This window comes from Streptomyces sp. NPDC054842 (assembly GCF_053611025.1).
Window position 1 is genome coordinate 1 of the sequence record NZ_JBSGZN010000031.1, and the last position, 24,055, is coordinate 24,055.

Genomic DNA, 24,055 nt, shown 5'->3' on the forward strand with positions numbered 1-24,055 from the left:
AGCGTCGTGCGCAGCGCCAGCTCCACATGCCGGTCGTGGGACTTCGCCACCAGAGTGATCACCGGGGCACCGGAGTCCAGCAGCGCCTGGACCTGGGGGTCCTCGGCGGCCTTGGCGTGGGCCCGGCGGGTGGCGCCGAAGGCCACGAGCTGGGCGTGCCGGAAGTCGATCTCCTGCCGGGCGCGGGCGAAGAACTCGGTGTCCCGGGGGTTGGCGCCGGGCCAGCCGCCCTCGATGAAGCCGACGCCGAAGTCGTCCAGGTGCCGTGCGATGGCCAGCTTGTCCGCGACCGTGAGGTTGATGCCCTCACGCTGCGCACCGTCGCGCAGCGTCGTGTCGAAGACGTGGAAGGAGTCGTCGAGCTCGCTGGTTTCCGTCATGGTCTGTGGCTCCTGTGAGAATTCTCGGTCTACCGGAATGACCGGCTCCACCGTCCCCCAATGATCCCTCGCGCTCTCTCTCCCCGGCTTGTGGTGGGCCAGGAAAACGAAAAACCCCTCGCGGGTGCGAGAGGTCTGCGCGCGGGTCGAGACGACGGTGCCCGCCCGTACGTGGTGGTACGTGGCGGTCACTGCGGACCGGCGCGCCTGCTGCCAATAATCATGGCGAACGAGAGCACGGAGGCAGTCTGGCACAGCGGGGCCCCACCGCTCACCGGCGTCTCAGGATGCGAGCCGCGCGTCCCGCCGAGAGGGACGGCTTCCGGCCACTCCGGCCGGCGTCCCGCGCCTCGGGCGGGGCGAGGTCCGCAGCTCGTGTCCGCCCCACTGAGGCAGGGCCTCCCGGCGCCCGTAGCGCCGAGGCCCCGCCACCGGCGTCCGCTCTGTCGAGGGCCGGCCTCCCGGCCTCCGCCCCGTCGGGGCCCGGCCTCAGGACTCCCGACCGGGTGAGCCGATCCTGAGCGAGTCGTCGAGGAACTCGCGGACGTGGGCGAGGACCTGCCCCCGGTCCGTCCCGCGCAGGCCGATGGCCACGTGGATGGAGAAGCCGTCGAGCAGGGACCGCAGCCGGGAGGCGAAGCGGTCCGGGTCGACCCGGCGGAACTCGCCGCGCGAGACGCCCTCGGCGAGCAGCGCCACCAGGTCGCGGTGCCAGGCGCCCTCGATGGCGGACTGCCGGTCGCGGGCCTCCTCGTCGGCGTTCTGCGAGCGGTTCCAGACCTCCAGCCAGAGCGTCCAGTGCGGGTCGCGGTGGCCGTCGGGCACGTACAGGTCCACGTACGCGTCCAGGCGCTCGCGGGCCGTCCCGCGCGCGGCGAGCAGCCGGCCGCGCTCGGCGCCGAGCCGCCCCTCGCTCCACTCCAGGGTGCGCAGCAGCAGCTCGTCCTTGGAGTGGAAGTAGTAGAGGAGGTGGCCGCTGCTCATGCCGACCTCGCGGCCGAGCGCCGCCATGGTGAGCTTCTCCAGACCGCGCTCGGCGATCATGTCCATGGCGGCCGCCAGCACATCCTCGCGCGGAGGCGCGTTCCTCCTCCTCGGCGTGCGGCTCTCGGCCACGTGTTTCTCCCGGCTCAGGTCCTCGGCTGCTGCTGGGTGATGCAGTGGATGCCACCGCCCCCGGAGAAGATCGTACGGGCGTCCACCAGGGTGACCGTCCGATCGGGGAACAGCCGCCGGAAGATGCCGGCGGCGATCTCGTCGCGCGGGTCGTCGAAGCCGCACAGCACCACCCCGCCGTTGCAGAGGTAGTGGTTGATGTACGAGTAGTCGGCCCAGTGCCCGTCGGCCTCCAGCACCGTGGGGGCGGGCACCTCCACGACCTCCAGGCGGCGGCCCCGTGCGTCGGTCTGTCCCCTGAGCAGGCCGATGATCTCCTTGCCGACCTCGTGGTCGGGGTGCGCCGGGTCCGGCTGCGCGTGCGCCACGACGACGCCGGGCCGCGCGAAGGCGGCGACGATGTCGACGTGCCCGAGGGTGCCGAAGCCGTAGGGGGGATAGTCCCCGGTCAGGCCGCGCGGCAGCCAGATCGCCTTGCGGGTGCCCAGCAGGGCGTGGATCTCGGCCTCGACCTGCTCACGCGTCCAGTGCGGATTGCGCTCGGGGCCCAGCTGCACGGTCTCCGTGAGGAGGACGGTGCCCTCGCCGTCGACGTGGATGCCGCCGCCCTCGTTGACCAGTTCCGAGGCGTACGTGCGCGCCCTGGCCAGATCGGAGACGTACGCGGCGACCTTCGCGTCGTGCTCCCAGCGGGCCCAGTCCTGGGCGCCCCAGCCGTTGAACGTCCAGTCGACGGCGGCCAGTCCGCCCTTCCCGTCGGTGAGGAAGGTCGGGCCGATGTCGCGCATCCAGGCGTCGTCGAGGTCCCGTTCGACCAACTCGATCCGGTCACCGAGGAGTTCGCGCGCCCCGGCCGTCTGGCCCGGGCCGCACACCACCGTCACCGGTTCGAAGCGGCGGACGGCGCGGGCGACCTCGGCCCATGCCCGGCGGGCCCCGGCCAGGTCGTCCGGGTCGTCGAAGGTGGGGTTGGGGCCCGGCCACGCCATCCAGGTGCGCTCGTGCGGGGCCCACTCGGCGGGCATGCGGAAGCCGTCGGCGGCAGCAGACATGGGGGGGTCCTTAAAGGAAGTACAGGCGGTTGAGGGAGACGGAGTCGGCCGGCTCGGAGCGCAGCGGGTCCCCGTCGAGGGTGACGAGGCCGGTGCGCTGGTCGACGTCGACGGCTCCGGTACGGGAGTTGAGGCGCAGGTCGGCGGGGCCGATGCCGCGGGTGCCGCGCACGGCGACGCGGCGGCGGCGGGTCGGCATGGTGTCGTGGCCGAGGTCGAGCGCGGCCTGGGCGACGAACGCCACCGAGATCTCGGCGGGCGTCGCGCCGTGCGCCCCGAACTGGGGTCCCAGTACGAGGGGTTCGCAGGTGTCGGTGGCCGCGTTCGGGTCGCCGACGACCCCGTACGCGGGGAACCCGGACTTGAGGACGAGCTGCGGTTTGGCGCCGAAGTACTCGGGCCGCCACAGGACGATGTCGGCGAGCTTGCCGACCTCGATGGAGCCGACCTCGTGGGCGAGGCCGTGCGCGATGGCCGGATTGACGGTCAGCTTGGCCATGTAGCGCAGCACGCGCGCGTTGTCGTCGCCGGTGTCGCCCGAGCCGTCCAGCGGTCCCAGCTCGGCCTTCATCTTCCCGGCCATCGCGAAGGTGCGCCGGACGGTCTCGCCCGCCCGGCCCATGCCCTGCGCGTCCGAGGACGTGATGCCGATGGCGCCCAGGTCGTGCAGGACGTCCTCGGCGCCCATCGTCCCGGCCCTGATCCGGTCCCGGGCCATCGCGGCGTCGCCGGGCAGGTCGGTCTTCAGGTCGTGGACGGAGACGATCATGCCGTAGTGCTCGGCGACCGCGTCCCGGCCGAAGGGCAGGGTCGGGTTGGTGGAGGAGCCGATGACGTTCGGGACGCCCGCCATCTTCAGGACGTTCGGCACGTGGCCGCCGCCGCAGCCCTCGATGTGGAAGGCGTGGATGGTGCGCCCGTCCAGCACGCGCAGGGTGTCCTCGACGGAGAGGCATTCGTTCAGTCCGTCGCTGTGCAGGGCGACCTGGACGTCGTGCTCCTCGGCGACCCGCAGGGCGGTGTCGAGCGCGCGGGTGTGGGCGCCCATGTCCTCGTGGACCTTGAACCCGCTCGCGCCGCCCTCGGCCAGCGCCTCGACGAGGGGCGCCTCGTGCGAGGACGAACCCCGGCCCAGGAAGCCGATGTTGACCGGCCACGCGTCGAAGGCGCCGAAGGCGTGCCGCAGGGCCCAGGGCGAGTTGACGCCGACGCCCCACACCGGCCCGAACTCCTGGCCGATGACCGTGGTCACGCCGGAGGCGAGGGAGGCTTCCATGATGCGCGGCGACAGCAGGTGGACGTGCGTGTCGACGGCACCGGCGGTGGCGATCAGCCCCTCGCCGGACACGATGGACGTGCCGGTGCCGACGACGACGTCGACCCCGTCCAGGGTGTCCGGGTTGCCGGCCCGCCCGATGGAGCAGATCCGGCCCTCGCGGATGCCGATGGAGACCTTGCGGATCCCCTGGACGGCGTCGATCACGACGACGTTGCTGATCACGACGTCGCAGGTGTCGCGGACGGCGGCGGCCTTGAGGTGCAGTCCGTCGCGGGCGGTCTTGCCGAAGCCGGCCAGGAACTCGTCGCCGTACCGCTGGGAGTCGGCCTCGACCCGGACCGTCAGCCCGGAGTCGCCGAGCCGGATCCGGTCCCCGGCGCGGGGGCCGTGGGTCGCGGCGTACTCGTACGGGGTGAGGCGGCGGGGTTCCGCGGGGTGGCCTCCGGGGCGGCTCATCGCTCGGCCTCCTGGTCACGGGTGTCGGGGACGCCGAGGTAGCCGCAGGCGGCGGCCCGGCGCAGGGCCTCGTCCCGGGCTCCGGGCGCGTCGAGGGGGCCGTCGACGAGACCGGCGAAGCCGATGGCGATCCGTTCGCCGCCGATCGGCAGGAGACCGACCTCGGCGCTCTCGCCTGGGCCGAAGCGGACGGAGGACCCGGCGGGGACCGCGAGCCGCGTGCCGTAGGCCGCCGCCCGGTCGAAGTCGAGCCGCGGATTGGCCTCGAAGAAGTGGAAGTGGGAGGTCACGGAGACGGGGACCGTCGCGGTGTTGGTGACGGTGAGCCGGACGACGGCCTCGGGTTCGGCGTGCGCGGGTCCCGGGATCAGCGCGCCCGGGGCGTCCCCGCCGAGCCCTCCGCCGATCGGGTCGCTGACCACGGCGAGCCGCGAACCGTCGTCGAAGACGGCTTCCACGTGCACCTCCGTGACGACGTCGGCGACCCCCGGCAGCACGTCGTCGGGTCCGAGCACCGCGCGGGCCGCCGCGACCGCGTCGGCGAGACGGCGCCCGTCGCGGGCCGCCTCGCAGACGGTGTCGGCGATGAGGGCGGTCGCCTCCGGGACGTTGAGCCTGAGGCCGCGGGCCCGGCGGGCCCGCGCCAGTTCGGCGGCCCCGAAGAGCAGCAGCCGGTCACGCTCGGTGGGAGTCAGTCTCACGACGCGACACCTCCTTGCCTTCCACCATTTAGAGCACCACTCTAACCACAGCCTACGGCGAGATTCACGGGACGGAAACATTGACGTGCTCGCCTGTACAGGTCACATTGAACGCCGCTCAAACTTTTGGGTGTGCACGCAGGCGGCCGATCGAAGGAGACCAGCCATGCCGATGGAACAGCGCGGAGTCGACACCGTCCCGGACGAGGAACGCACCAGCGGGCCCCGCGACCTCGCCTCGATCCTGCTCGGGTCCAACCTGTGCCTCGGAGTGATCATCTTCGGCTGGCTGCCGCCGTCCTTCGGCCTGGACTGGTGGGCGTCCGTCAGCTCGATCGTGGCGGGCACCGTCGTCGGCACCGCGGTCACCGCCCCGCTCGCGCTGGTCTCCCTGCGCACCGCGACGAACCTCTCGACCTCCTCCGGCGCGCAGTTCGGCGTCCGCGGCCGGCTGGTCGGCTCGGTCGTCGGCCTCCTGCTGGCCCTCGGCTACACCGCGCTGACCGTCTGGATCGGCGGCGACGTGGTGGTGAGCGTGCTGCACCGGCTCGTCGGGCTGCCGGCCACGGGAACCTCGTACGCGGTGGTGTACGCGCTGCTCGCCGCGGCGACGGTCGCGGGCGCGGTCTACGGCTACCGCGTGCTCCTCGCCATGTCGCGGGTGCTGGCGATCGGCATGACCGCGCTGCTGGTCCTCGGCGTGATCGCGTACGCCCCGCACTTCACCACCTCCGCGCTCCCCGGGACCGGCGGCTACCTGCTCGGCTCGTTCTGGCCGACGTGGCTGCTCGCGGCGGTCGCGGCGGGCCTGTCCGGGCCCATCGCCTTCATCACCCTCCTCGGCGACTACACCCGCTACATCTCCCCCGCCCGCCACAGCTCCCGCAGCGTCCTGCGCGCCACCTGGCTCGGCCTGCTCGCCGGCCTCCTGGTGCCGCAGCTGTTCGGCACCTTCACCGCGTACGCGGCCCGCGCCGCCCTCGACTACGCGGGACCGCTCGTCGCCGCCTCGCCCGGCTGGTACCTCGTCCCGCTGCTGCTCGCCGCGTCGGCCGGCTCGGTCGGCAACGCGGGCCTGATGCTGTACTCCATGGGCCTGGACCTCGACGCGATCCTCCCGCGGGCCTCCCGCGCCCGGGCCACCGTCACGGTCGCCGTCGTCGCCACCGCCTGCGTGTTCGTCGGCCACTACGCGTCCAGCGCCCAGGACGCGATGACGTCCTTCGTGCTGCTGCTCACCGCGATCGGCACACCGTGGGCGGTGATCACCCTGATCGGTTTCGTCCGCTGCGGCGGCGTCTACGACCCGGACGCGCTCCAGGTCTTCAACCGCCGCGCCAAGGGCGGCGTCTACTGGTACCGCGGGGGCTGGCACGTCCCGGCCACCGTCTCCTGGGCGCTCGGCGCCTGCGTCGGCCTGCTGGCGGTGTCGCTCCCCTCGTACGAGGGCCCGCTGCTGTCCCTGACGGGCGGGGTCGACTGCAGCTTCCTGCTGTCGGGGGCGGTCGGCGGCGCCCTCTACCTCGCCCTGACCCGGGACACGTCCGCCGTGCCCGAGCCCTCGGACGCCGAGCGCGAGGCGGCTCCCCTCCCGTCCTGACGGGCGCCCGGCCCGCTCCACGGGACGCGAGAGCCCGCCTCCCCCGGAGGGAAGCGGGCTCTCGCGTGGCCGGGGCGGGGCTCAGCCCAGCGGGTGCATCCAGCCGTGCTTGTCCTCGCTGATGCCGCGCTGGATGTCGAGGAGCGCCTCGCGCAGCCGCAGGGTGACCTCGCCCGGCTCGCCGCCCGACTGCTGCCACTCGGTGCCGGTCCGCTTGACCGTGCCGACCGGGGTGATCACGGCCGCGGTGCCGCAGGCGAAGACCTCGGTGAGCGTGCCGTTCTCGGAGTCGCGCTGCCACTGGTCGATGGAGACGCGGCCCTCCTCCGCCTCGTAGCCGAGGTCGCGGGCGACGGTGAGCAGCGAGTCACGGGTGACGCCCGCGAGCAGCGAACCGGTCAGCTCGGGCGTGACGATCCGGTCGCCGTACACGAAGTACAGGTTCATGCCGCCGAGCTCCTCGACCCACTTGTGCTCCACGGCGTCGAGGTAGGCGACCTGGTCGCAGCCCTTGGCGGCGGCCTCGGCCTGCGCGAGCAGCGACGCGGCGTAGTTGCCGCCGGTCTTGGCGTCGCCCATGCCGCCGGGGACGGCGCGGACGCGGTCCTCGGAGAGCCAGATCGAGACGGGCCGCACGCCCCCGGCGAAGTACGCGCCCGCGGGCGAGGCGATGACCAGGAACAGGTACTCGTTGGCGGGCTTCACACCGAGGCCGACCTCGGTCGCGATCATGAACGGCCGCAGGTACAGGGACTCCTCGCCGCCGTGCGCCGGGACCCAGGCGCGGTCGTGCTGCACCAGGACGTCGCAGGCCTCGATGAACGTCTCGACGGGCAGCTCGGGCATGCCGAGCCGGCGGGCGGACGCCTGGAAGCGCCGCGCGTTCATCTCGGGGCGGAAGGTGGCGACGGAACCATCGGGCTGGCGGTACGCCTTGAGGCCCTCGAAGATCTCCTGCGCGTAGTGCAGGGTCATGTTCGCCGGGTCGAGGGAGAGCGGGCCGTACGGGACGAGCTGGCCGTCGTGCCAGCCGCGGCCCTCGGTCCACCGGATCGTCACCATGTGGTCGGTGAAGTGGCGGCCGAACCCGGGGTTCGCCAGGATGGCCTCGCGCTCCGCCTCGGAGAGGGGGGCGGCCGAGGGCTTGAGCTCGATGGTGGGCGTCGTCATGAGTGGGTGTCCTTCACCGGTTGTGTGTGACGGGCCGCGCTCACGCCTGTACTGCCAGTGGCCAGTGCTAGGACGTCCGAGCATTCCCTCATTCCGCGGCTCCACGTTCGATTATCGCGTGTGGTGAGCCGTGGACGAAAAAGGTGTGAATGCGGCCCAGGGTTCGATGGTGGCACCCGGCGAGGGCATAAGAAAAGCCGCCGGGTGCGGATGCGACCCGGCGGCTCGTGCGGAAAGCGAGTGGCGCGGGGTCAGCCGGCTACTCGTACGGCGAGGGCGTCGCCGATCTCGTCGGTGCTGCGGGCGGGTGCGCCGACCCGCTCGGCGAGGTCGGCGGCGACCGCCTCCTCGATCCGCGCGGCCTCGGTCTCGTAGCCGAGGTGGCGCAGCAGCAGGGCGACGGACAGGACCGTGGCGCTGGGGTCGGCCTTGCCCTGGCCCGCGATGTCGGGCGCCGAACCGTGCACGGGCTCGAACATCGAGGGGTAGGCGCCGCTCGGGTTGATGTTGCCCGAGGCGGCCACGCCGATGCCGCCGGAGACGGCCGCGGCGAGGTCGGTGATGATGTCGCCGAAGAGGTTGTCGGTGACGATCACGTCGAAGCGCTCGGGCTGCGTGACGAGGTAGATCGTCGCCGCGTCGACGTGCATGTACTCGGTGGTGACGTCGGGGAACTCCTCGGCCACCTTGTTGAACACGTCCGTCCACAGGTGTCCCGCGAAGGTCAGCACGTTGTTCTTGTGGATGAGCGCGAGCTTCTTGCGCGGGCGGGCCTGGGCGCGGGCGAAGGCGTCCCGGACGACCCGCTCGACACCGAAGGCGGTGTTGACGCTGACCTCGGTGGCGACCTCGTGCGGGGTGCCCTTGCGGATGGTGCCGCCGTTGCCCGTGTAGGGGCCCTCGGTGCCCTCGCGGACGACGACGAAGTCGATCTCGGGCTCGCCCGCGAGCGGGGTGGCGACACCCGGGAGCAGCTTCGACGGACGCAGGTTCACGTGGTGGTCGAAGGCGAAGCGGAGCTTGAGCAGGAAACCGCGCTCCAGGACGCCGGAGGGGACCGAGGGGTCGCCGATCGCGCCGAGGAGGATCGCGTCGTGCTTCTGCAGGGCGTCGAGGTCGGCGTCGGTGAGGGTCTCACCGGTGGCGTGGTAGCGCCGGGCGCCGAAGTCGAACTCCTTGGTCTCCAGCTTCACATCCTGCGGAAGGACGGCGGAGAGGACCTTCAGTCCCTGGGCCACGACCTCCTGGCCGATGCCGTCACCGGGGATCACTGCGAGATTGAGGATGCGAGAGCTTGCCGACATACGCAGCACCGTACTCCGTGTCCCATGGGATGACACGGGGTGTCCGCCATACGGACACCGCCGAGGGTGTCCGGCCGGGCGGCGGAGCCATTCGTCAGACTCCGTTCACCCGGGCGTTCGACGGTTGTCGGTCGTTGCTGGGAAGTTCACCGGCATGGACACTCCTGACGTCGGCATTCCGGAGCAGCTCGCGCGCCGCATGAGCATGGCCGAGCAGCACGAGTACCTGCGCACGCGGCTCACCCGGCGCCGCGCGCTGGTGTCGGCGAGCGCGTTCGCGGGCGCCGGGCTGCTGGCCGGCTGCACGCCGGGCACCGCGAGCGACGCGCGGCCGGCCGGTGCGTCGCCGAGCCCGGCCACCAGCCGTTATCCGGGCTCCGCCCTCGCGCCGTTCGGGCGCCATCTCGCCTTCGGCGCGGACCCGAAGACGCAGATGCGGATCTCCTGGCAGGTGCCGGCCGCGGTCCGCGGGCCGTACGTCCGTGTCGGCCTGACGCCCTGGTCGCTGAGCCGGCGGATCGAGGCCGACCTGCGCGACCTGCACACGCCGGGCGTGCCGGGGCAGCGGCCGGCGCTCGACCAGTTCTACCTGCACGCGGCGCTCGACGGACTGCGCCCGGGGACGACGTACTACTACGGCGTCGGCCACGAGGGCTTCGACCCCGCGGGCAAGGAGCACCACGGGACGGTCGGCCGCTTCCGCACGGCGCCCGCGCACCCGGAGACGTTCGTGTTCACGGCCTTCGGCGACCAGGGCGTCACGCCGGACGCGCTGGCCAACGACAAGGCGCTCCTCGGCCGGGGCCCGGCCTTCCACCTGCACGCGGGAGACATCTGCTACGCGGACGGCACCGGCCACGGCGAGAAGTCGGACATCTACGACCCGGCCGCCTGGGACCTGTTCCTGAAGCAGACCGAGACGGTGGCCGGGTCGGTGCCGTGGATGGTGACGACCGGGAACCACGACATGGAGGCCTGGTACTCGCCGAACGGCTACGGCGGCCAGTCCGCCCGCTGGTCGCTGCCCGACAACGGCTTCGACGCGAGGCGGGCGCCGGGCGTCTACTCCTTCGTCTACGGCAACGTCGGCGTCGTCGCCCTGGACGCCAACGACGTGTCGTACGAGATCCCCGCCAACCTCGGCTACTCGGACGGCCGGCAGACCGCCTGGCTCGACCGGCGGCTCGGACAGCTGCGCGAGCAGGTCGACTTCGTCGTGGTGTTCTTCCACCACTGCGCCTACTCGACGTCGACGCACGCCTCCGACGGCGGGGTCCGGGACACGTGGGTGCCGCTGTTCGCCAAGCACCAGGTGGACCTGGTGATCAACGGGCACAACCACGTCTACGAGCGGACCGACGCCATCCGGGGCGGCGCGGTGGGACGGCGGGTCCCGGTGGGCGCCTCGACCGATCCGACCCGCGACGGCATCGTCTACGTGACGGCGGGCGGCGCGGGCAAGAGCCTCTACAGCTTCCCGGACGGGGTGAAGGACAGCCACGAGAAGAAGGTGCGCGACCGCGAGTCCGTGGAGACGTACCACTGGACGAAGGCGAAGCGGCGCAAGCGGGACACCGTCGAGTGGTCGCGGGTGCGGTACACCGGCTACTCGTTCCTCTCCGTGGAGGCGGAGGCCGGTGCGCGGCCCCGGCTCACCGTGTCCGCGCTGGCGCAGGACGGCGAGCGGATCGACCACTTCGAGGTGCGGCGCGGCACGTGACCGGCGTGTGCGCCGCGCACCGGGCGGTGCGGTGGCGCGGGGCGTGGGCCTCGCGCCGCCGCCGCACGGGCGCGGGGCGTGCGCCGGCGGGCCTCAGTGGCCCGTGGCGCCGCCGTTGTCCCTGCGGTCGAGGGCGCGCTGGAGGGCCGCGGCGGCGTTCTTGCGGTCGGACTCGCTGGTACGGGAAACGTGACGGACTCGGCGGACGGTCGTCTCGGCCATGACGGTCGGCTCCTTGCCTCCGGACGCTGACGCCGGAAGTGGGGTGAGGGATACGAGACGCCGGAGGGGCGGGGAGCGGTGCCGCAGGGGTTGCCTGCTCGGGGCCCGGCTCACGACCGCCATTCGCTTGATCGAGCGAGACGTTCGGCTCCTACAAAGCTAGGGGAGGAGCGCGCGTCTGTCTCCACAATTACTCGGACTTCCTACTATCTGAGACGGCGGCACCCCCTTCACCGCTCTGACCTGCGGTGACGTGATGCAGGGGGTCATGCCTCCCGGGGGTACAGCGCCCGCAGCTCCCTGATCAGTGCGCGCACGGCGACCGTGGCGGCGAGTTCGGGCGTGGTGACGTAGCCGACGGAGCGGGTCGGGCGGTCCGGACCGAGATCGGTGATCTCGACGGAGAGCGGTGCACTCGCGAGGGAGAGCGCGGGCATGATCGCCATGCCGAGACCACTGCTCACCATGGAGAGCACCGCTCCGTCGTCCTCGGCCCGCACCGTCGCGCAGGGGATCCAGTCCTGCGCCGCCCACCACGCGCGGGTGTACGACGAGCAGTTCTCGGTCCAGTCGACCAGCGGCAGCGAGCGCGGGCGCGGATGGCCGGCCGGGTGGACGAGGGCGTACGGCTCCTCCAGGAGGACGTCGCCGACGAGTTCCGGCGGCACGGGCGCGCTCGTGCCCAGCGTGACGATCCCGATGTCCGCCCGCCCCTCGGCCACCTCGCCCGCCGTACCCGGTCCCACCTCGCGCACCACGCGGACGGTCGCCTCGACCGCGGGATGCCGGGCGGCCAGCCGCTCCAGCGCGGGCGGCAGCAGACGCAGGGCCGCGCCCCGGAAGGCCGCGACGCGCAGCGGCCCGGCGACGGTGTCGCCGCCGTCCGGCCCCGCCCCGGCGCCGCGCGCCTCCGCGGTGAGCGTCTCCAGCATCCGCAGGACCCGCCGGGCGTGGACGACGGCCCGCTCACCGGCGGGCGTGGGCCGCGCCCCGTACCGGCCCCGCTCGAACAGCACGACGCCCACCTTGCGTTCGATGCCGCGCACCGCGTGCGAGACGGCGGACTGGGTCGTGCCGAGCGTCCCGGCGGCCGCCGAGAAGCCGCCCTCCCGGGCGACGGCCACCAGGGTCCGCAGTTCCTGCGGGGCGAGGTCGGCTGCGGTCATCGGGGCTCCCACCTGCTTCCATGAGGACGGCTCATGGAAGCAGCCGTCGCATGAGCGCAACCCTCTGCCCGGGTCGCGTGTTCCTCCCTAGCGTCACGTCCATGACCACCACACCCCTCGGCACCCCCGCCCCCGCAGCGACGGCCTCCCTCGGCGGGACCGCGCTCACCGTCCAGCAGACCGCCCGTCCGACCGGTTTCCCGACCCCGGACCACTTCCGCTTCGTCGAGTCGCCGGTGCCCGAGCCGGGCCCCGGCACCGCCCTCGTGGAGAACCTGTACTGGTCCGTCGACCCCTACCACCGCGAGATGATGGACGGCGACTTCCCGCTCGGCGCCTCGCTGGAGGGCCGCACGCTCGGGCGGGTGACCGAGTCCCGCGATCCGGCGCTCCCCGAGGGCGAGATCGTGTTCCACCGCCACGGCTGGCGCACCCATTCCGTCGTGCGGCCCGACGAGGCCAGACGGCTCCCCCGCCTCGACGGCGTTCCGCTGTCCGCCCACCTGGGCCTGCTCGGCGGCACCGGACTGACCGCGTACGTGGCCCTGACCCGGGTCGCCCGGCTGCGCGCGGGCGAGGACCTGTTCGTCTCGGCCGCCGCGGGCGGGGTCGGCACGGCGACCGGACGGTTCGCCCGGCTGATGGGCGCCGGGCGCCTGGTGGGCAGCGCGGGCAGCGCCGCGAAGGTGCGGTACCTGACGGAACAGGTCGGCTACGACGAGGCGTTCGACTACCGCACCGGACCGGTGGCGGACCTGCTGGCCGGCGCCGCGCCCGACGGCATCGACGTGTTCGTCGACAACGTGGGAGGCGAGCATCTCGGGGCGGCGGTCGGCGCGCTGCGCCGGCACGGCCGGGTGGTGCGGGTGGGCACGGTCGGCCAGTACAACACGCCCGACGCCCCGCTCGCGGTGTTCGACCACGCCGACGTGGTGGAGAAGAGCCTGCGCATCGAGGGCTTCCTGGTGCGCGATCACCTGCGACTCCAGGACGAGTTGTACGCGTTCGCGGTGCCGGCGCTGCGGGACGGACGGCTGGCCCTGGACGAGACGGTGGTGGATGGCTTCGGCCGGATCGTGGAGGCGTTCCTCTCGATGCTGCGCGGCGGCAACACCGGGAAGATGATCGTGCGCGGAAACTGACGCGGCGTCAGAGCACGTCGCCGTCCCGCCAGTCGAAGACCAGCTCGTGCGCCGGGTCGAGCGGGCCCGCGCCGGCGTGCCGGACGAAGGTGGTGCCCTCCTCCTCGGCGAGCCGGACCACGCCCGCCGGGCCGAGCGCGCTGATCCGGCCGGGCCAGACCTGCCAGCCCCGGGCCGCGTAGAGGCCGGCGCCCTCCTCGCTCGCGGAGAGCGCGCCGAGGGCGTACGCGCGGTCGACGATCTCCTCCAGGGCGCCCATCACCCGGCCGCCCAGGCCGGTCCGGCGGACGTCGGAGCGCACGCCGACCGCCTCGACGTAGCCGACGCGCAGCGAGCGCCCGCGGTGCAGGACGCGCCGCTGGACGACGGAGCCGTGGGCGGCGAGGCCCCGCTCGTCGTGGACGAGGGCGTGCATGCCGCCGAGACCGTGGTCCCAGTCCTCGTCGCCGAAGTCGCCCTCGAAGGCGTCGTCCAGGAGGGCGCGGACGGCGCGGAGTTCGGCGGGCGCGAGGTCCGCCGTGTGAGCGGTACGCAGTCGGGTGGCCATCGCCCCAGTATTCCGGCCGCCGCGCCCCGCCGGGCGGCCCTGGGACGCACACGGGCCGGGAACCGCCCTGCTCGGCGGTGCCCGGCCCGGGACCTCGGGGGAGGTCAGCCCATGTGCGGGTACGTGTAGTCGGTCGGCGGGACCAGCGTCTCCTTGATGGCGCGGGTCAGCGTCCAGCGCATCAGGTTCTGCGGGGCGCCGGCCTTGTCGTTGGTGCCGGAGGCCCGGCCGCCGCCGAAGGGCTGCTGGCCGACGACGGCGCCGGTCGACTTGTCGTTGATGTAGAAGTTGCCCGCGGCGTAGCGGAGCTTCTCCATCGTGTACGCGGCCGCCGCGCGGTCGTTGGAGACGACCGAGCCGGTGAGCGCGTAGTCCGACACCGACTCCATCTGGGTCAGCATCTCCTCGTACCGGTCGTCCTCGTAGACGTGCACGGCGAGGAACGGACCGAAATACTCCGTGCGGAAGACCTCGTTCTCCGGGTCGGAGCACTCGACGACGGTCGGGCGTACGAAGTAACCCACCGAGTCGTCGTAGGAGCCGCCCGCGACGATCGTGCAGGCCGGGTCGGAGCCGGCGCGGTCGATGGCGGCCTTGTTCTTCGCGAACGAGCGCTCGTCGATGACGGCGCCCATGAAGTTGGCGAGGTCGGTGACGTCACCCATGGTCAGGCCGTCGACCTCGGCCGCGAACTCCTCCTTGAAGCCGGAGTTCCAGATGGAGGCGGGGATGTACGCGCGGGAGGTCGCGGAGCACTTCTGGCCCTGGTACTCGAAGGCACCGCGGGTCAGGGCGGTCCTGAGGACGGCGCGGTCGGCGCTCGGGTGCGCGACCAGGAAGTCCTTGCCGCCGGTCTCGCCGACCAGACGCGGGTAGGAGCGGTACTTCTCGATGTTGTTGCCGACCGTCTTCCACAGGTACTGGAAGGTCTTGGTCGAGCCCGTGAAGTGGATGCCCGCGAGGTCCCGGTGCTCCAGAGCCACCTCGGAGACCGCGATGCCGTCGCCGGTGACGAGGTTGATGACGCCCTTGGGCAGGCCCGCCTCCTCCAGGAGCTGCATGAGCAGCACGGCGGCGTGCGTCTGCGTCGGGGACGGCTTCCAGACCACGACGTTGCCCATGAGCGCCGGGGCGGTGGGCAGGTTGGCCGCGATGGCGCTGAAGTTGAACGGCGTGATCGCGTAGACGAAGCCCTCCAGCGGGCGGTGGTCCATGCGGTTCCACACGCCCGGGGAGTTGGCCGGGGGCTGCTCGGCCAGGATGTTGCGGGCGTAGTGGACGTTGAAGCGCCAGAAGTCGACGAGCTCGCAGGGGCAGTCGATCTCGGCCTGCTGGGCGGTCTTGGACTGGCCGAGCATGGTGGAGGCGGCGAGGGTCTCGCGCCACGGGCCGGACAGCAGCTCGGCGGCGCGCAGGATGATCGCGGCGCGGTCGTCGAAGGACATCGCGCGCCAGGCCGGTGCGGCGGCGAGGGCGGCGTCGATCGCGTCCTGCGCGTCCTGCCGGGTGGCGTGCGCGCCGGTGCCGAGGACGGCCTTGTGGTTGTGCGGCTGCACGACCTCGAAGCGCTCACCGCCGCCGAGCCGCTTCTCGCCGCCGATGGTCATCGGGAGCTCGACGGGGTTCTCGGCCAGCTCCTTGAGCTTGGCCTCCAGACGGGCGCGCTCCGGGGAGCCGGGGGCGTAGCCGTGCACCGGCTCGTTGACGGGGGTGGGGACCTGGGTCACAGCGTCCATGGGTTCCGTAACTCCTTAGTGAGCGGTGGTTCGGGCTCAGCCCTTGGTGAGGATCGAGCGGGCGCTGTGCCTGCCCGGGGGACAACCCCCGGACTCCCGGCCGAAGCCGCGGCACAGCCAAGAGAAATCAGCCACGTGTGATCACGCTTCGCATGAAGAACAGGAGGTTGGCCGGCTTCTCCGCGAGGCGCCGCATGAAGTAGCCGTACCAGTCGGTGCCGTACGCGGTGTAGACACGCATGCGGTGGCCCTCGGCGGCGAGCCGCAGGTGCTCCTCGCCGCGGATGCCGTAGAGCATCTGGAACTCGTACTCGTCGGGCTTGCGGCCGGCGCGCCGGGCGAGTTCCTGGGCGACGGAGATCAGCCGGGGGTCGTGGGACCCGATCATCGGGTAGCCGTCGCCCTCCATCAGGGTGCGCAGGACGCGGACGTACGCCTTGTCGATCTCGGCCTTGTCCTGGTACGCGACCTCGGCGGGCTCCTTGTAGGCGCCCTTCACCAGGCGCACCCGGCTGCCGTTCGCGGCGAGGCGTCGGGCGTCGGCCTCGGTGCGGAAGAGGTAGGCCTGGATGACGCAGCCGGTCTGCGGGAAGTCCTTCCGCAGCTCCTCGTGGATGGCGAACATCGAGTCGAGGGTGGTGTGGTCCTCGGCGTCCAGGGTGACCGTGGTGCCGATGGCGGCGGCGGCCTCGACGACCGGGCGCACGTTGGCGAGCGCCAGCTCGTGCCCGCCCTCCAGCGCCTGGCCGAACATCGACAGCTTGACGGACATCTCCGCCCGGGTGCCGAGTTCCAGGCCCGCGAGGTGCTCGATGAGCTCCAGGTAGGCGTCCCGGGCGGCGGCGGCCTGCTCGCGCGTGGTGATGTCCTCGCCGACGACGTCGAGGGTGACCTCCAGGCCCTTCGCGACGGCGTCCCGGACGATCGGCACGACCTGGCCGACGGTCTCACCGGCGATGAAGCGGGCGACCACCTGCTTGGTGCCGGGGGCCGCCGACACGAAGCGGCGCATCCTGTCGCTGCGCGACGCGGCGAGAATCACGGGACCCAGCACGGGGCACCTCCACGGAAAGTACGGACGGCCGCGGGCCCCGGACGGGACGCCCGGGTACGGCACGGAGAACCACCGTGAAACCTAAGGATCCTCCCGATCCTCGGCCATCGACAGCTGTCACGCATCCCTGCCCTGGATCTCAGACATTTGTATGAAGCCAGCGGGGGAATGAGGGAGAATGCCCGTGTGACGGGCGATTTCATGGCGGGCCGGCCGGCCGGACGCGGCGAGTACCAGGAATTGGTGGACGAGATCTCCGCGCTCCTCGGCGCCCCCGCGACGCTGGAGAACCGCGACTTCGAGCTGATCGCCTTCGGCGCGTACGACAGCGAGAGCGACTTCGACGAGGCCGCCCTCGACCCCGTGCGCACCCGCTCGATCCTCACCCGCCGCTCCACCTCGGCGGTCCGCGCCTGGTTCGAGGGCTTCGGCATCGCACGGGCGACAGGCCCGGTCCGCATCCCGCCGGCGCCGGAGGCCGGGGTCCACCGCGGACGCGTCTGCCTGCCGGTACGCCATCGGGGGGTCGTCCTCGGTTACGTGTGGCTCCTGGACGGCGATCCGGGGCCGACGGCGGCGCAGCTGACCGCCGCCATGGAGGTGGCCGCCCGCATCGGCGCGCTGCTCGCCGACGAGGCGCAGGCGGGCGCGGACCTCACCCGGGAGCTGCGGGCGGTCCTCACCGCCGAGCGCGGCTGGCAGCGGGACATGGCGGTGGCCGAGCTGCGCACCGCGCTCGGCCCGCGCGGGGACGGGCTGCACACGGTGGTGTGCGTCGCCCCGTGGCCCTCTGCCGACCCGGACGACGCCCCGTCCGTGCGTACGGTGCCGGGGGCGACCGCGCTGTGCACGGTGCCCTGGGGGACGACGGGGCAGGGCCTCGCGCTGCTGATGCGGCTGCGGTCGCCGGAGGTGCTGACACCGGCGCTGACGGCGGCGACGCGGTTCGTCCGGGAGGCGACCGGCGCGGGCGCCCCGGCGGCCGGGCGCCCCACGGGAGCGGCCGGCACCCCTGACACCTCGGCCGGCGGAGGAGGCGTGGCGGCCGGGGTCGCCGCGGCGCGCGCCGGGCTCGCCGAGCTGGGCGCCGCCTGGCAGGAGGCGTCGGCCGCCGCCCGGGCCGTGCTGGCCGAACCGCGCCTCGGTCCGGTCGCCGAGTGGGCGTCCATCGGCCCCTTCCGGCTCCTGACCTCGCTCCCGCCGGGCGCCGCCCGGGACCCGGCCGTCCGCGTCCTGCTGACCCCAGCCCACCGCGAACTCGCCCGCACCGCCGAGGTGTTCCTCGACGGCGCGGGCCAGGCGGGACGCACCGCGGCGGCGCTGGGCATCCACCGGCAGACCCTGTACTACCGCCTGTCCCGGGTCGAGCAGCTCACGGGCCTCGACCTGGACGACGGCGAGGACCGCCTGCTGCTGCACATGGCCCTGAAGGGGGCCCGCCTGTAACCGGCGCGTCCGGCACCGCCGTGTGCCGTAACGTGCGCGAGCCGCGTCAGCCGCCCGCCTTCGCCGACGCCTGGATCACCCGCCGCAGGCCCTCCGTGAGGTGCGCGGCGTCCGTCGCGGACCCCGGGTCGAACAGCCACTGCACGCACAGGCCGTTGAGCAGGGTCTGGTAGAAACCGCCGACCGTGCGCAGCGTCTCGTCGTCGACGTCGGACTCCCGGCCGCCCATGAGCAGGGGGATGAGACCGCGGCGCCCCTCGTCCTGGGCCTTCACCAGCTGCTCGCGGACCCCGGGGAGCCGCCCGTCGTCGGTGATCACCTCGAAGGTCAGCATCCAGACCGGGCGGGCCTCGCGGAAGGACCGGGTGACGTTCGTCCAGACCTCCTGGAAACGCTCCAGGGAACCCGGCTCCCCCACCGTGCCGTCCCCGCCGAAGACGTCGAAGCCCTCGCCCACGTTCGCGATGAGATCGACGTACGCCTGCGCGAGCAGCGCGTCCTTGGAGCCGTAGTGGTAGCCGATGGACGCCAGGTTCGTGCCCGACTCCTTGACGATGTCGCGGGCGGTGGTGCGCCCGAACCCCTTCTCCAGCAGGCAGCGCTTGGCGCCCTCGAGCAGATCCTCACGGTGTCCCATGCGGACGAGCGTACCCGGATCCACACAAGCGTCCCATACAGCCGTCCCATACACACGTCTCCGGCGCTGATCTTATACAAGCGTTCTAGACAGGCGTGTAATACGCCCGTACAGTCACGGCCATGACGCACTCGACGAGCCCCTCCCCCGTGCCCGGCCCCCGTGCCGGCCGCCGCGAATGGACCGCCCTCGGCGTTCTGATGCTTCCGCTGCTCCTGGTCTCCATGGACGTCTCGGTCCTGTACTTCGCGATCCCCGCGATCAGCGCCGACCTGGAGCCGAGCGGCACCCAGCAGCTCTGGATCTTCGACATCTACGCGTTCGTGCTCGCCGGGCTCCTGATGACGATGGGCTCCCTGGGCGATCGCGTCGGACGCCGCAGACTGCTCCTGTTCGGCGCCGCCGCCTTCGGAACGGCCTCGGTCCTCGCCGCGTACGCCAACAGCGCCGAGACCCTGATCGCGGCCCGCGCCCTCCTCGGCGTCGGCGGCGCGACGCTGATGCCGTCGACCATGGCGATCATCCGCACGATGTTCACCGACCCCGGCCAGCGCGCGAAGGCCATCGGCATGTGGTCCGGCGTCATGACCGGCGGTATCGCGCTCGGCTCGGTGATGAGCGGTGTCCTCGTCCAGTACTTCTGGTGGGGCTCGGTCTTCCTCGTCAACCTGCCCGCGATGGTGCTGCTGCTGGTCCTCGGCCCGGTCCTGCTGCCCGAGTCCAGGAACCCCCGGCCCGGCCGCTTCGACCTGGTGAGCGTGCCGCTGTCGATGGCCGCCGTGCTGCCCCTGATCTACGGCGTCAAGGAGATCCCCTCCGAGGGCTGGCAGCCGCGGTACGTGGCCTGCGTCGCCGTCGGCCTGCTCTTCACCGCGCTCTTCGTCCACCGCCAGCGCACCGCCGACTCCCCTTTGATCTCACCGGAGTTGTTCCGCGGGCGCGGCTTCGCACCGGCGGTCGTCCTCAACCTGGTCTCCTCGTTCGGGATGATGGGCTCGGCGTTCTTCACCACCCAGTACCTGCAGTCCGTGCTCGGCAAGAGCTCCATGGAGGCCGCCCTCTGGGCGCTGCTGCCGACGGTCCTGGTCGGGGTCGCGGCGCCGGTCGCCGCGCTCCTGGTGCAGCGGGGCGTGGACCGCGCCCACGTCGTCGCCGGCGGTTTCGTCGTCGCCGCGTGCGGCTACGGGCTGCTCGTCCTCGCCGGTACGGACTCGATGTGGCTGGTGCTGGCCGGCGCGGGCGTCCTCGCCTCCGGCATCGTCACCGTGATGTCCCAGATGATGGACCTCGCCCTCGGCACGGTCCCCGTCGGCAACGCGGGCACCGCGTCGTCCCTGCTGGAGACGGGCGCGGAGTTCGGCGGCGCGCTGGGCATGGCGGTCCTCGGCTCCATCGGCACGGCCGTCTACCGCCACGAGATGCCGTCCGCCGCCCCGGCCACGGCCCGCGAGACCCTCGGCGGCGCGCTGGCCACCGCCCGCCACCTGCCCGACCGGGCGGGCGACGCCCTGACGACGGCCGCCCGCGACGCCTTCACCAGCGGCATGAACGCCGCGGCCGTCGCCGGAGCGCTGCTCCTCCTGGCGGCGGCGGCCCTGACCACCACAACCCTCCGCCACCGCACCACCCCACGCCCGACCCCGGACCCCCGGCCCACTGAGGAAGCGACTCTGACCTGAGGGACGGGGAGGCAGGGGACTACGACTCCGCCGAGGAAGCGCACCTGGAGGCCCGGGAACCTCACCTCGGCCGGGGACCTCACCCCGGCCGGGGAAACTCAGCCCGTCCGGCGCTTGAGGACGAGGCCGTCCAGACCGAAGCGGGGTCCGGGGGCGCAGCCCCTGGACGGCCGGGCAATTCCGGCCCAAGGACCTCACCCCGGCCGAGGAAACTCAGCCCGTCCGGCGCTTGAGGACGAAGCCGTCCAGCCCCGCCCCCGGCCGGCGGGGGCCTGGTCCCCGCCCCGGCCCGCCGCGCGCGGGGGGCGGCGGCGGCCCCCCCCCCCCACGGCACCGACAACCCCGGGAGCCCGCAGACGGAGGCGCAGGGGGCGCAGCCCCACGACCGCGCCAGCAGCCAAGCCGAGGAACCAAACCCCGGCCCAGGAAGTCCAGCCCGTCCGGCGCTTGAGGACGAGGCCGTCCAGGCCGAAGCGGGGGGCCGGGGGCGCAGCCCCCGGAGGGCACCCTTATTGCAGGGTGCCGAGTCACCACCGCATGCCAGGATGGACCCGTGGCACAGACTTTCGGTACGCCGTTCATCGGCCGGTCAGAGGAACTGTCCCGGCTCACCGGCGTGCTGGACCGCGCCGGAGCCGGCGACCCCCGCGCCGTACTGGTGGCGGGCGACGCCGGCGTCGGCAAGACCCGCGTCCTGACCGAGGCCGCCGCACACGCCGCCACGACCGGCATGACCGTCCTGACCGGCCACTGCGTGGACCTCGGCGACGTGGGCCTGCCGTATCTGCCGTTCACCGAGATCCTCGGGTCGCTCGCCGCGGACGAGCGGTTCGCCCCCGCGCTCGCCGCGCACCCCGCAGTCGACCGCCTCCTCGGCAGCGGGGCCGACGGCGCCTCGGACGCGGGCGGGCGCCTGCGCCTGTTCGAGGGCGTCGCCGGCCTGCTGGGCGACGCCGCCGCGATCGCCCCGCTCCTCCTCGTCCTGGAGGACCTGCACTGGGCGGACCAGTCCTCCCGCGACCTGCTGCGCTTCCTGCTCAGCCGCGGTCTGCTCCAACTCCCGCACACCCGGGGCCCGTCGGCACCGGGGACGGGAGCCGGCGCCCCCGCCCGGCGGCTCGCCGTCTTCGCCTCGTACCGCGCCGACGACCTGCACCGCCGCCACCCGCTGCGCCCCCTGCTCGCCGAGCTGGTCCGGCTGCCCGCCGTCGACCGCCTGGAGCTGCGCCCGATGCGCGACGCGGAGGTGGCCACCCTGGTGCGCGCCCTCAACACCGGCCCGGTGCCGGACACCACGGTCCGCCGCATCGTCGAGCGCGCCGAGGGCAACGCCTTCTACGCGGAGGAACTGCTCGCCGCCACCGCCGACGCCGTACCCGGCTCTCCGGACCCGGCGGCGGACGCCGTGCCCAGCGGCCTCGCCGACGTCCTGCTCATCCGCTTCGAGCAACTGCCCGCCACCGCCCAGCAGGTGCTGCGCACCGCCGCCGTGGCCGGCCGCCGCGTGGAGCACGAGCTGCTGCGCGACGCCGTCCAACTCCCGCAGGAGGAACTGGAGTCGGCGCTGCGCGAGGCCGTCGGCCGGCAGCTCCTCGTCCCGGCCGAGCAGGACACGTACACCTTCCGGCACGCCCTCATCCGCGAGGCGGTGTACGCCGACCTGCTGCCGGGTGAACGGGTGCGGCTGCACCGGGAGTTCGCCCGGCTGCTGGCCGGCCGCGGTGACCCGGCGAAGAGCGCGGCCGAGCGCGCCCACCACTCACGGGAGAGCCACGACCTCGCCGACGCCCTGCGCGCGTCCCTGGAGGCCGCCGACCACGCCGCCGGCGTCGGCGCACCCGCCGAGGAACTGCGCCACCTGGAGTCCGCCCTCGACCTGTGGCCCGCCGTGGCGCCCACCGCCCGGCCCGAGGACAGCCTCGACACCGTCACGCTGACCCTGCGCGCCTCGGCCGCCGCCGCGCACGCGGGCGAGAGCCACCGGGCGGTGACCCTGACCCGGTCGGCGCTCGCGCGGGCGGGCTCGGACGCCGACTCCGAACTGGCCGTGCGCGTCCGCTACACCCTCGCGGGCAACCTCATGCGCGTCGACCGGCTGAAGGCCGCGTTCACGTACAGCAGTGAGGCGCTGGCGATGATCCCCGCCGAGCCGCCGTCGCGCACCTGGGTCTGGGCCGCGGCGACCCACTCCATGGCCGCCCGCTACATGGGCCACGACGAGGACGCCCAGCGCGTCGCCCGGCAGGCCCTGCGCGTCGCCGAGGACCTCGGACTCCGCGACGCCCAGGCGGACCTGACGATCTCCCTGGTCGGGCTCGAAGGGCACAACCGCCGCACTCCCGAGGGCCGCCGCAGACTGGCGGAGGCACGCGGCCTTGCCCGGCTCGCGGGCAACGTCTCGGTGGAGATGCGGGCTCTGTTCAACCTGGCGGTCGGCTGCTACGAGTCGGGCGACCTGGACGAGTGCCTGACCTGGCTCGCCGACGGACTCGACCGCGCGGGCCGCTCCGGCCTGCTGTCCTCGCCGTACGCGCTGGAACTGCGCTACCTCCAGTCCCTGCTGTTCTACACGCTGGGCCGCTGGGACGACTGCGCCCGCGCGGCCGCCGCCGACGCCGGGCGGCTGCCGAGCGCCGGCGGCTTCGCGACCGGCCCCGCCCTGTACGTGGCGCTGGCGCGCGGCGACCACACGGCCGCCGACCGCGCGCACGCCCTGCTCGACGGCCCGTTCGACTGGATGGCCACGCTCGTCGCGGGCATCGTGCTGACCGACGCCGCGGCGCTGCGCGGTGACGCGGAGGCGGCCGTCGCCCGGGTCCGTACGACGATCACCACGCTCGCGGGCGAGGCGGGGGCCGAACGGCCGGACGTCGCGGTGCACCTGGCCGGGCTCGCCCTGGCCGCGGTCGCGGACCGGGCCGAGCAGCTGCGGACGGCCGGCGACCGTACGGAGGCGGGCCGGTGGACGGAGACGGCGGACGAGCTGGTCGAGCTGGCCCGGGCCACCGCCACCAAGGGCGAGGACGGCTCACGGCAGGGTCCCGAGGGGCTCGCCTGGCTGGCCCGCGCCGAGGCCGAGTGGACCCGCGCCCGCACCGGTCCCGACGTCACCGCCTGGGAGAAGGCCGTCGCGGCCTTCGGGTACGGCGACCCGTACGAGCTGGCGCGGTGCCGGCGGCGGCTCGCGGAGGCGCTGCTGACGGCGGACCGCCGCGAGGAGGCCGCCGAGCAGATCCGCGCCGCCCACGAGACCGCCGAACGGCTCGGTGCCGTGCCCCTGTGCGAGGACCTGGACGCCCTGGCCCGGCGCGGCCGGCTCGCCCAGGCCGGGCCCGCCGCGCAGGACGGCGCCGCGGTCCTGACCGCCCGGGAGTACGACGTGCTGCGGCTCCTGGCCCTCGGCCGCACCAACCGCCAGATCGGCGAGGAGCTGTTCATCAGCGGCAAGACGGCCAGCGTCCACGTCTCGAACATCCTCGGCAAGCTGGGCGCGGCCGGGCGCACGGAGGCCGTCGCCATCGCCTACCGGCAGGGCCTGATCGAGCCGGAGCGCACCGCGTCCCCCTGACGTCCGCCCGCCGGACGCCGAAGGGCCGGACCACCCGAAGGTGACCCGGCCCTCAGCTCGCGCGGCCCGTACTCCCGTAC

Annotated in this window: 18 protein-coding genes and 1 pseudogene; 6 read left to right on the forward strand and 13 right to left on the reverse strand. The window is 73.4% G+C overall.

Going from position 1 to position 24,055, the window contains the following annotated elements:
- From ACWGIS_RS23415 to ureA, 5 genes and pseudogenes are all read right to left on the reverse strand, one after another.
- Positions 1 to 380: pseudogene (locus ACWGIS_RS23415) on the reverse strand (citramalate synthase); the annotation flags it as partial.
- Between the two features lie 489 nt (positions 381 to 869).
- A complete protein-coding gene (locus ACWGIS_RS23420; RefSeq protein ID WP_453364490.1) occupies positions 870 to 1,430 on the reverse strand; it encodes a TetR/AcrR family transcriptional regulator in 561 nt (186 codons plus the stop codon).
- Positions 1,431 to 1,510: 80 nt separating this feature from the next.
- Positions 1,511 to 2,548: an agmatine deiminase family protein gene (locus ACWGIS_RS23425; protein ID WP_453364415.1), complete on the reverse strand. Its 1,038-nt coding sequence runs from the start codon at positions 2,546 to 2,548 to the stop codon at positions 1,511 to 1,513.
- A gap of 10 nt (positions 2,549 to 2,558) precedes the next feature.
- The gene (locus ACWGIS_RS23430) at positions 2,559 to 4,283 is read right to left on the reverse strand and encodes an urease subunit alpha (RefSeq protein ID WP_453364416.1); all 1,725 of its coding nucleotides are present in this window, start codon (positions 4,281 to 4,283) and stop codon (positions 2,559 to 2,561) included.
- Complete coding sequence (gene ureA, locus ACWGIS_RS23435) at positions 4,280 to 4,984, reverse strand: urease subunit gamma (RefSeq protein WP_453364417.1); 705 nt, start codon at positions 4,982 to 4,984, stop codon at positions 4,280 to 4,282. Before ureA ends, ACWGIS_RS23430 begins: the two co-directional genes overlap by 4 nt.
- Positions 4,985 to 5,150: 166 nt before the next feature.
- Between ureA and ACWGIS_RS23440 the strand changes: the two genes are divergently transcribed.
- Entirely contained in the window at positions 5,151 to 6,584 is a 1,434-nt protein-coding gene (locus ACWGIS_RS23440; RefSeq protein WP_453364418.1) for a cytosine permease, read from the forward strand.
- An 81-nt stretch (positions 6,585 to 6,665) separates the two neighbouring features.
- Here ACWGIS_RS23440 and ACWGIS_RS23445 read toward each other — a convergent pair whose 3' ends face one another.
- Complete coding sequence (locus tag ACWGIS_RS23445) at positions 6,666 to 7,754, reverse strand: branched-chain amino acid aminotransferase (protein ID WP_453364419.1); 1,089 nt, start codon at positions 7,752 to 7,754, stop codon at positions 6,666 to 6,668.
- A gap of 251 nt (positions 7,755 to 8,005) precedes the next feature.
- Entirely contained in the window at positions 8,006 to 9,058 is a 1,053-nt protein-coding gene (locus tag ACWGIS_RS23450) for a 3-isopropylmalate dehydrogenase (protein WP_453364420.1), read from the reverse strand.
- 154 nt (positions 9,059 to 9,212) lie between these two features.
- Here ACWGIS_RS23450 and ACWGIS_RS23455 point away from each other — a divergent pair, with 154 nt between their 5' ends.
- The gene (locus ACWGIS_RS23455; RefSeq protein WP_453364421.1) at positions 9,213 to 10,778 is read left to right on the forward strand and encodes a purple acid phosphatase family protein; all 1,566 of its coding nucleotides are present in this window, start codon (positions 9,213 to 9,215) and stop codon (positions 10,776 to 10,778) included.
- Positions 10,779 to 10,871: 93 nt separating this feature from the next.
- On the opposite strand, the gene ACWGIS_RS23460 is transcribed toward ACWGIS_RS23455, so the two are convergent.
- Together ACWGIS_RS23460 and ACWGIS_RS23465 are read right to left on the reverse strand one after the other, a co-directional pair.
- Positions 10,872 to 11,000 carry a hypothetical protein gene (locus tag ACWGIS_RS23460; RefSeq protein ID WP_121406138.1) on the reverse strand — a complete coding sequence of 43 codons (129 nt, stop codon included), beginning with the start codon at positions 10,998 to 11,000 and terminating at the stop codon, positions 10,872 to 10,874.
- A 266-nt stretch (positions 11,001 to 11,266) separates the two neighbouring features.
- Positions 11,267 to 12,166, reverse strand: a complete 900-nt coding sequence (locus ACWGIS_RS23465) for a LysR family transcriptional regulator (RefSeq protein WP_453364422.1) — start codon at positions 12,164 to 12,166, stop codon at positions 11,267 to 11,269.
- Between the two features lie 101 nt (positions 12,167 to 12,267).
- On the opposite strand from ACWGIS_RS23465, the gene ACWGIS_RS23470 reads away from it, so the two are divergent.
- The gene (locus tag ACWGIS_RS23470; protein ID WP_453364423.1) at positions 12,268 to 13,308 is read left to right on the forward strand and encodes a zinc-binding dehydrogenase; all 1,041 of its coding nucleotides are present in this window, start codon (positions 12,268 to 12,270) and stop codon (positions 13,306 to 13,308) included.
- A 7-nt stretch (positions 13,309 to 13,315) separates the two neighbouring features.
- On the opposite strand, the gene ACWGIS_RS23475 is transcribed toward ACWGIS_RS23470, so the two are convergent.
- From ACWGIS_RS23475 to ACWGIS_RS23485, 3 genes are all read right to left on the reverse strand, one after another.
- The gene (locus ACWGIS_RS23475) at positions 13,316 to 13,855 is read right to left on the reverse strand and encodes a GNAT family N-acetyltransferase (protein WP_453364424.1); all 540 of its coding nucleotides are present in this window, start codon (positions 13,853 to 13,855) and stop codon (positions 13,316 to 13,318) included.
- Between the two features lie 104 nt (positions 13,856 to 13,959).
- Positions 13,960 to 15,591, reverse strand: coding sequence for an L-glutamate gamma-semialdehyde dehydrogenase (gene pruA / locus ACWGIS_RS23480; RefSeq protein ID WP_453364425.1), 1,632 nt, complete (start codon positions 15,589 to 15,591; stop codon positions 13,960 to 13,962).
- Positions 15,592 to 15,718: 127 nt separating this feature from the next.
- A complete protein-coding gene (locus ACWGIS_RS23485) occupies positions 15,719 to 16,645 on the reverse strand; it encodes a proline dehydrogenase family protein (RefSeq protein WP_453364426.1) in 927 nt (308 codons plus the stop codon).
- A 168-nt stretch (positions 16,646 to 16,813) separates the two neighbouring features.
- Between ACWGIS_RS23485 and ACWGIS_RS23490 the strand changes: the two genes are divergently transcribed.
- The gene (locus ACWGIS_RS23490; RefSeq protein WP_453364427.1) at positions 16,814 to 18,091 is read left to right on the forward strand and encodes a PucR family transcriptional regulator; all 1,278 of its coding nucleotides are present in this window, start codon (positions 16,814 to 16,816) and stop codon (positions 18,089 to 18,091) included.
- Between the two features lie 46 nt (positions 18,092 to 18,137).
- Here the strand turns inward: ACWGIS_RS23490 and ACWGIS_RS23495 are convergent, their stop codons facing one another.
- On the reverse strand, positions 18,138 to 18,728 hold the full coding sequence (locus ACWGIS_RS23495; RefSeq protein ID WP_453364428.1) for a TetR/AcrR family transcriptional regulator: 591 nt from the start codon (positions 18,726 to 18,728) through the stop codon (positions 18,138 to 18,140).
- A gap of 122 nt (positions 18,729 to 18,850) precedes the next feature.
- On the opposite strand from ACWGIS_RS23495, the gene ACWGIS_RS23500 reads away from it, so the two are divergent.
- A complete protein-coding gene (locus ACWGIS_RS23500; protein ID WP_453364429.1) occupies positions 18,851 to 20,407 on the forward strand; it encodes an MFS transporter in 1,557 nt (518 codons plus the stop codon).
- A 553-nt stretch (positions 20,408 to 20,960) separates the two neighbouring features.
- Positions 20,961 to 23,975 (forward strand): helix-turn-helix transcriptional regulator, encoded by a 3,015-nt coding sequence (locus ACWGIS_RS23505; RefSeq protein ID WP_453364430.1) that lies wholly within the window; start codon positions 20,961 to 20,963, stop codon positions 23,973 to 23,975.
- Positions 23,976 to 24,055 lie beyond the last annotated feature (80 nt).

Excerpts from the sequence above, each read along its gene's own strand:
- ACWGIS_RS23420 (WP_453364490.1), bottom strand. The coding sequence starts at position 1,430 with ATGGACATGATCGCCGAGCGCGGTCTGGAGAAGCTCACCATGGCGGCG.
- ACWGIS_RS23440 (WP_453364418.1), top strand. The coding sequence starts at position 5,151 with ATGCCGATGGAACAGCGCGGAGTCGACACCGTCCCGGACGAGGAACGC.
- ACWGIS_RS23490 (WP_453364427.1), top strand. The coding sequence starts at position 16,814 with ATGAGGGAGAATGCCCGTGTGACGGGCGATTTCATGGCGGGCCGGCCG.
- ACWGIS_RS23470 (WP_453364423.1), top strand. The coding sequence starts at position 12,268 with ATGACCACCACACCCCTCGGCACCCCCGCCCCCGCAGCGACGGCCTCC.
- ACWGIS_RS23500 (WP_453364429.1), top strand. The coding sequence starts at position 18,851 with ATGACGCACTCGACGAGCCCCTCCCCCGTGCCCGGCCCCCGTGCCGGC.
- ACWGIS_RS23450 (WP_453364420.1), bottom strand. The coding sequence starts at position 9,058 with ATGTCGGCAAGCTCTCGCATCCTCAATCTCGCAGTGATCCCCGGTGAC.
- ACWGIS_RS23445 (WP_453364419.1), bottom strand. The coding sequence starts at position 7,754 with ATGACGACGCCCACCATCGAGCTCAAGCCCTCGGCCGCCCCCCTCTCC.
- ACWGIS_RS23465 (WP_453364422.1), bottom strand. The coding sequence starts at position 12,166 with ATGACCGCAGCCGACCTCGCCCCGCAGGAACTGCGGACCCTGGTGGCC.
- ACWGIS_RS23460 (WP_121406138.1), bottom strand. The coding sequence starts at position 11,000 with ATGGCCGAGACGACCGTCCGCCGAGTCCGTCACGTTTCCCGTACCAGC.
- ACWGIS_RS23495 (WP_453364428.1), bottom strand. The coding sequence starts at position 18,728 with ATGGGACACCGTGAGGATCTGCTCGAGGGCGCCAAGCGCTGCCTGCTG.
- ACWGIS_RS23455 (WP_453364421.1), top strand. The coding sequence starts at position 9,213 with ATGGACACTCCTGACGTCGGCATTCCGGAGCAGCTCGCGCGCCGCATG.
- ACWGIS_RS23430 (WP_453364416.1), bottom strand. The coding sequence starts at position 4,283 with ATGAGCCGCCCCGGAGGCCACCCCGCGGAACCCCGCCGCCTCACCCCG.
- ACWGIS_RS23475 (WP_453364424.1), bottom strand. The coding sequence starts at position 13,855 with ATGGCCACCCGACTGCGTACCGCTCACACGGCGGACCTCGCGCCCGCC.
- ACWGIS_RS23425 (WP_453364415.1), bottom strand. The coding sequence starts at position 2,548 with ATGTCTGCTGCCGCCGACGGCTTCCGCATGCCCGCCGAGTGGGCCCCG.
- pruA (WP_453364425.1), bottom strand. The coding sequence starts at position 15,591 with ATGGACGCTGTGACCCAGGTCCCCACCCCCGTCAACGAGCCGGTGCAC.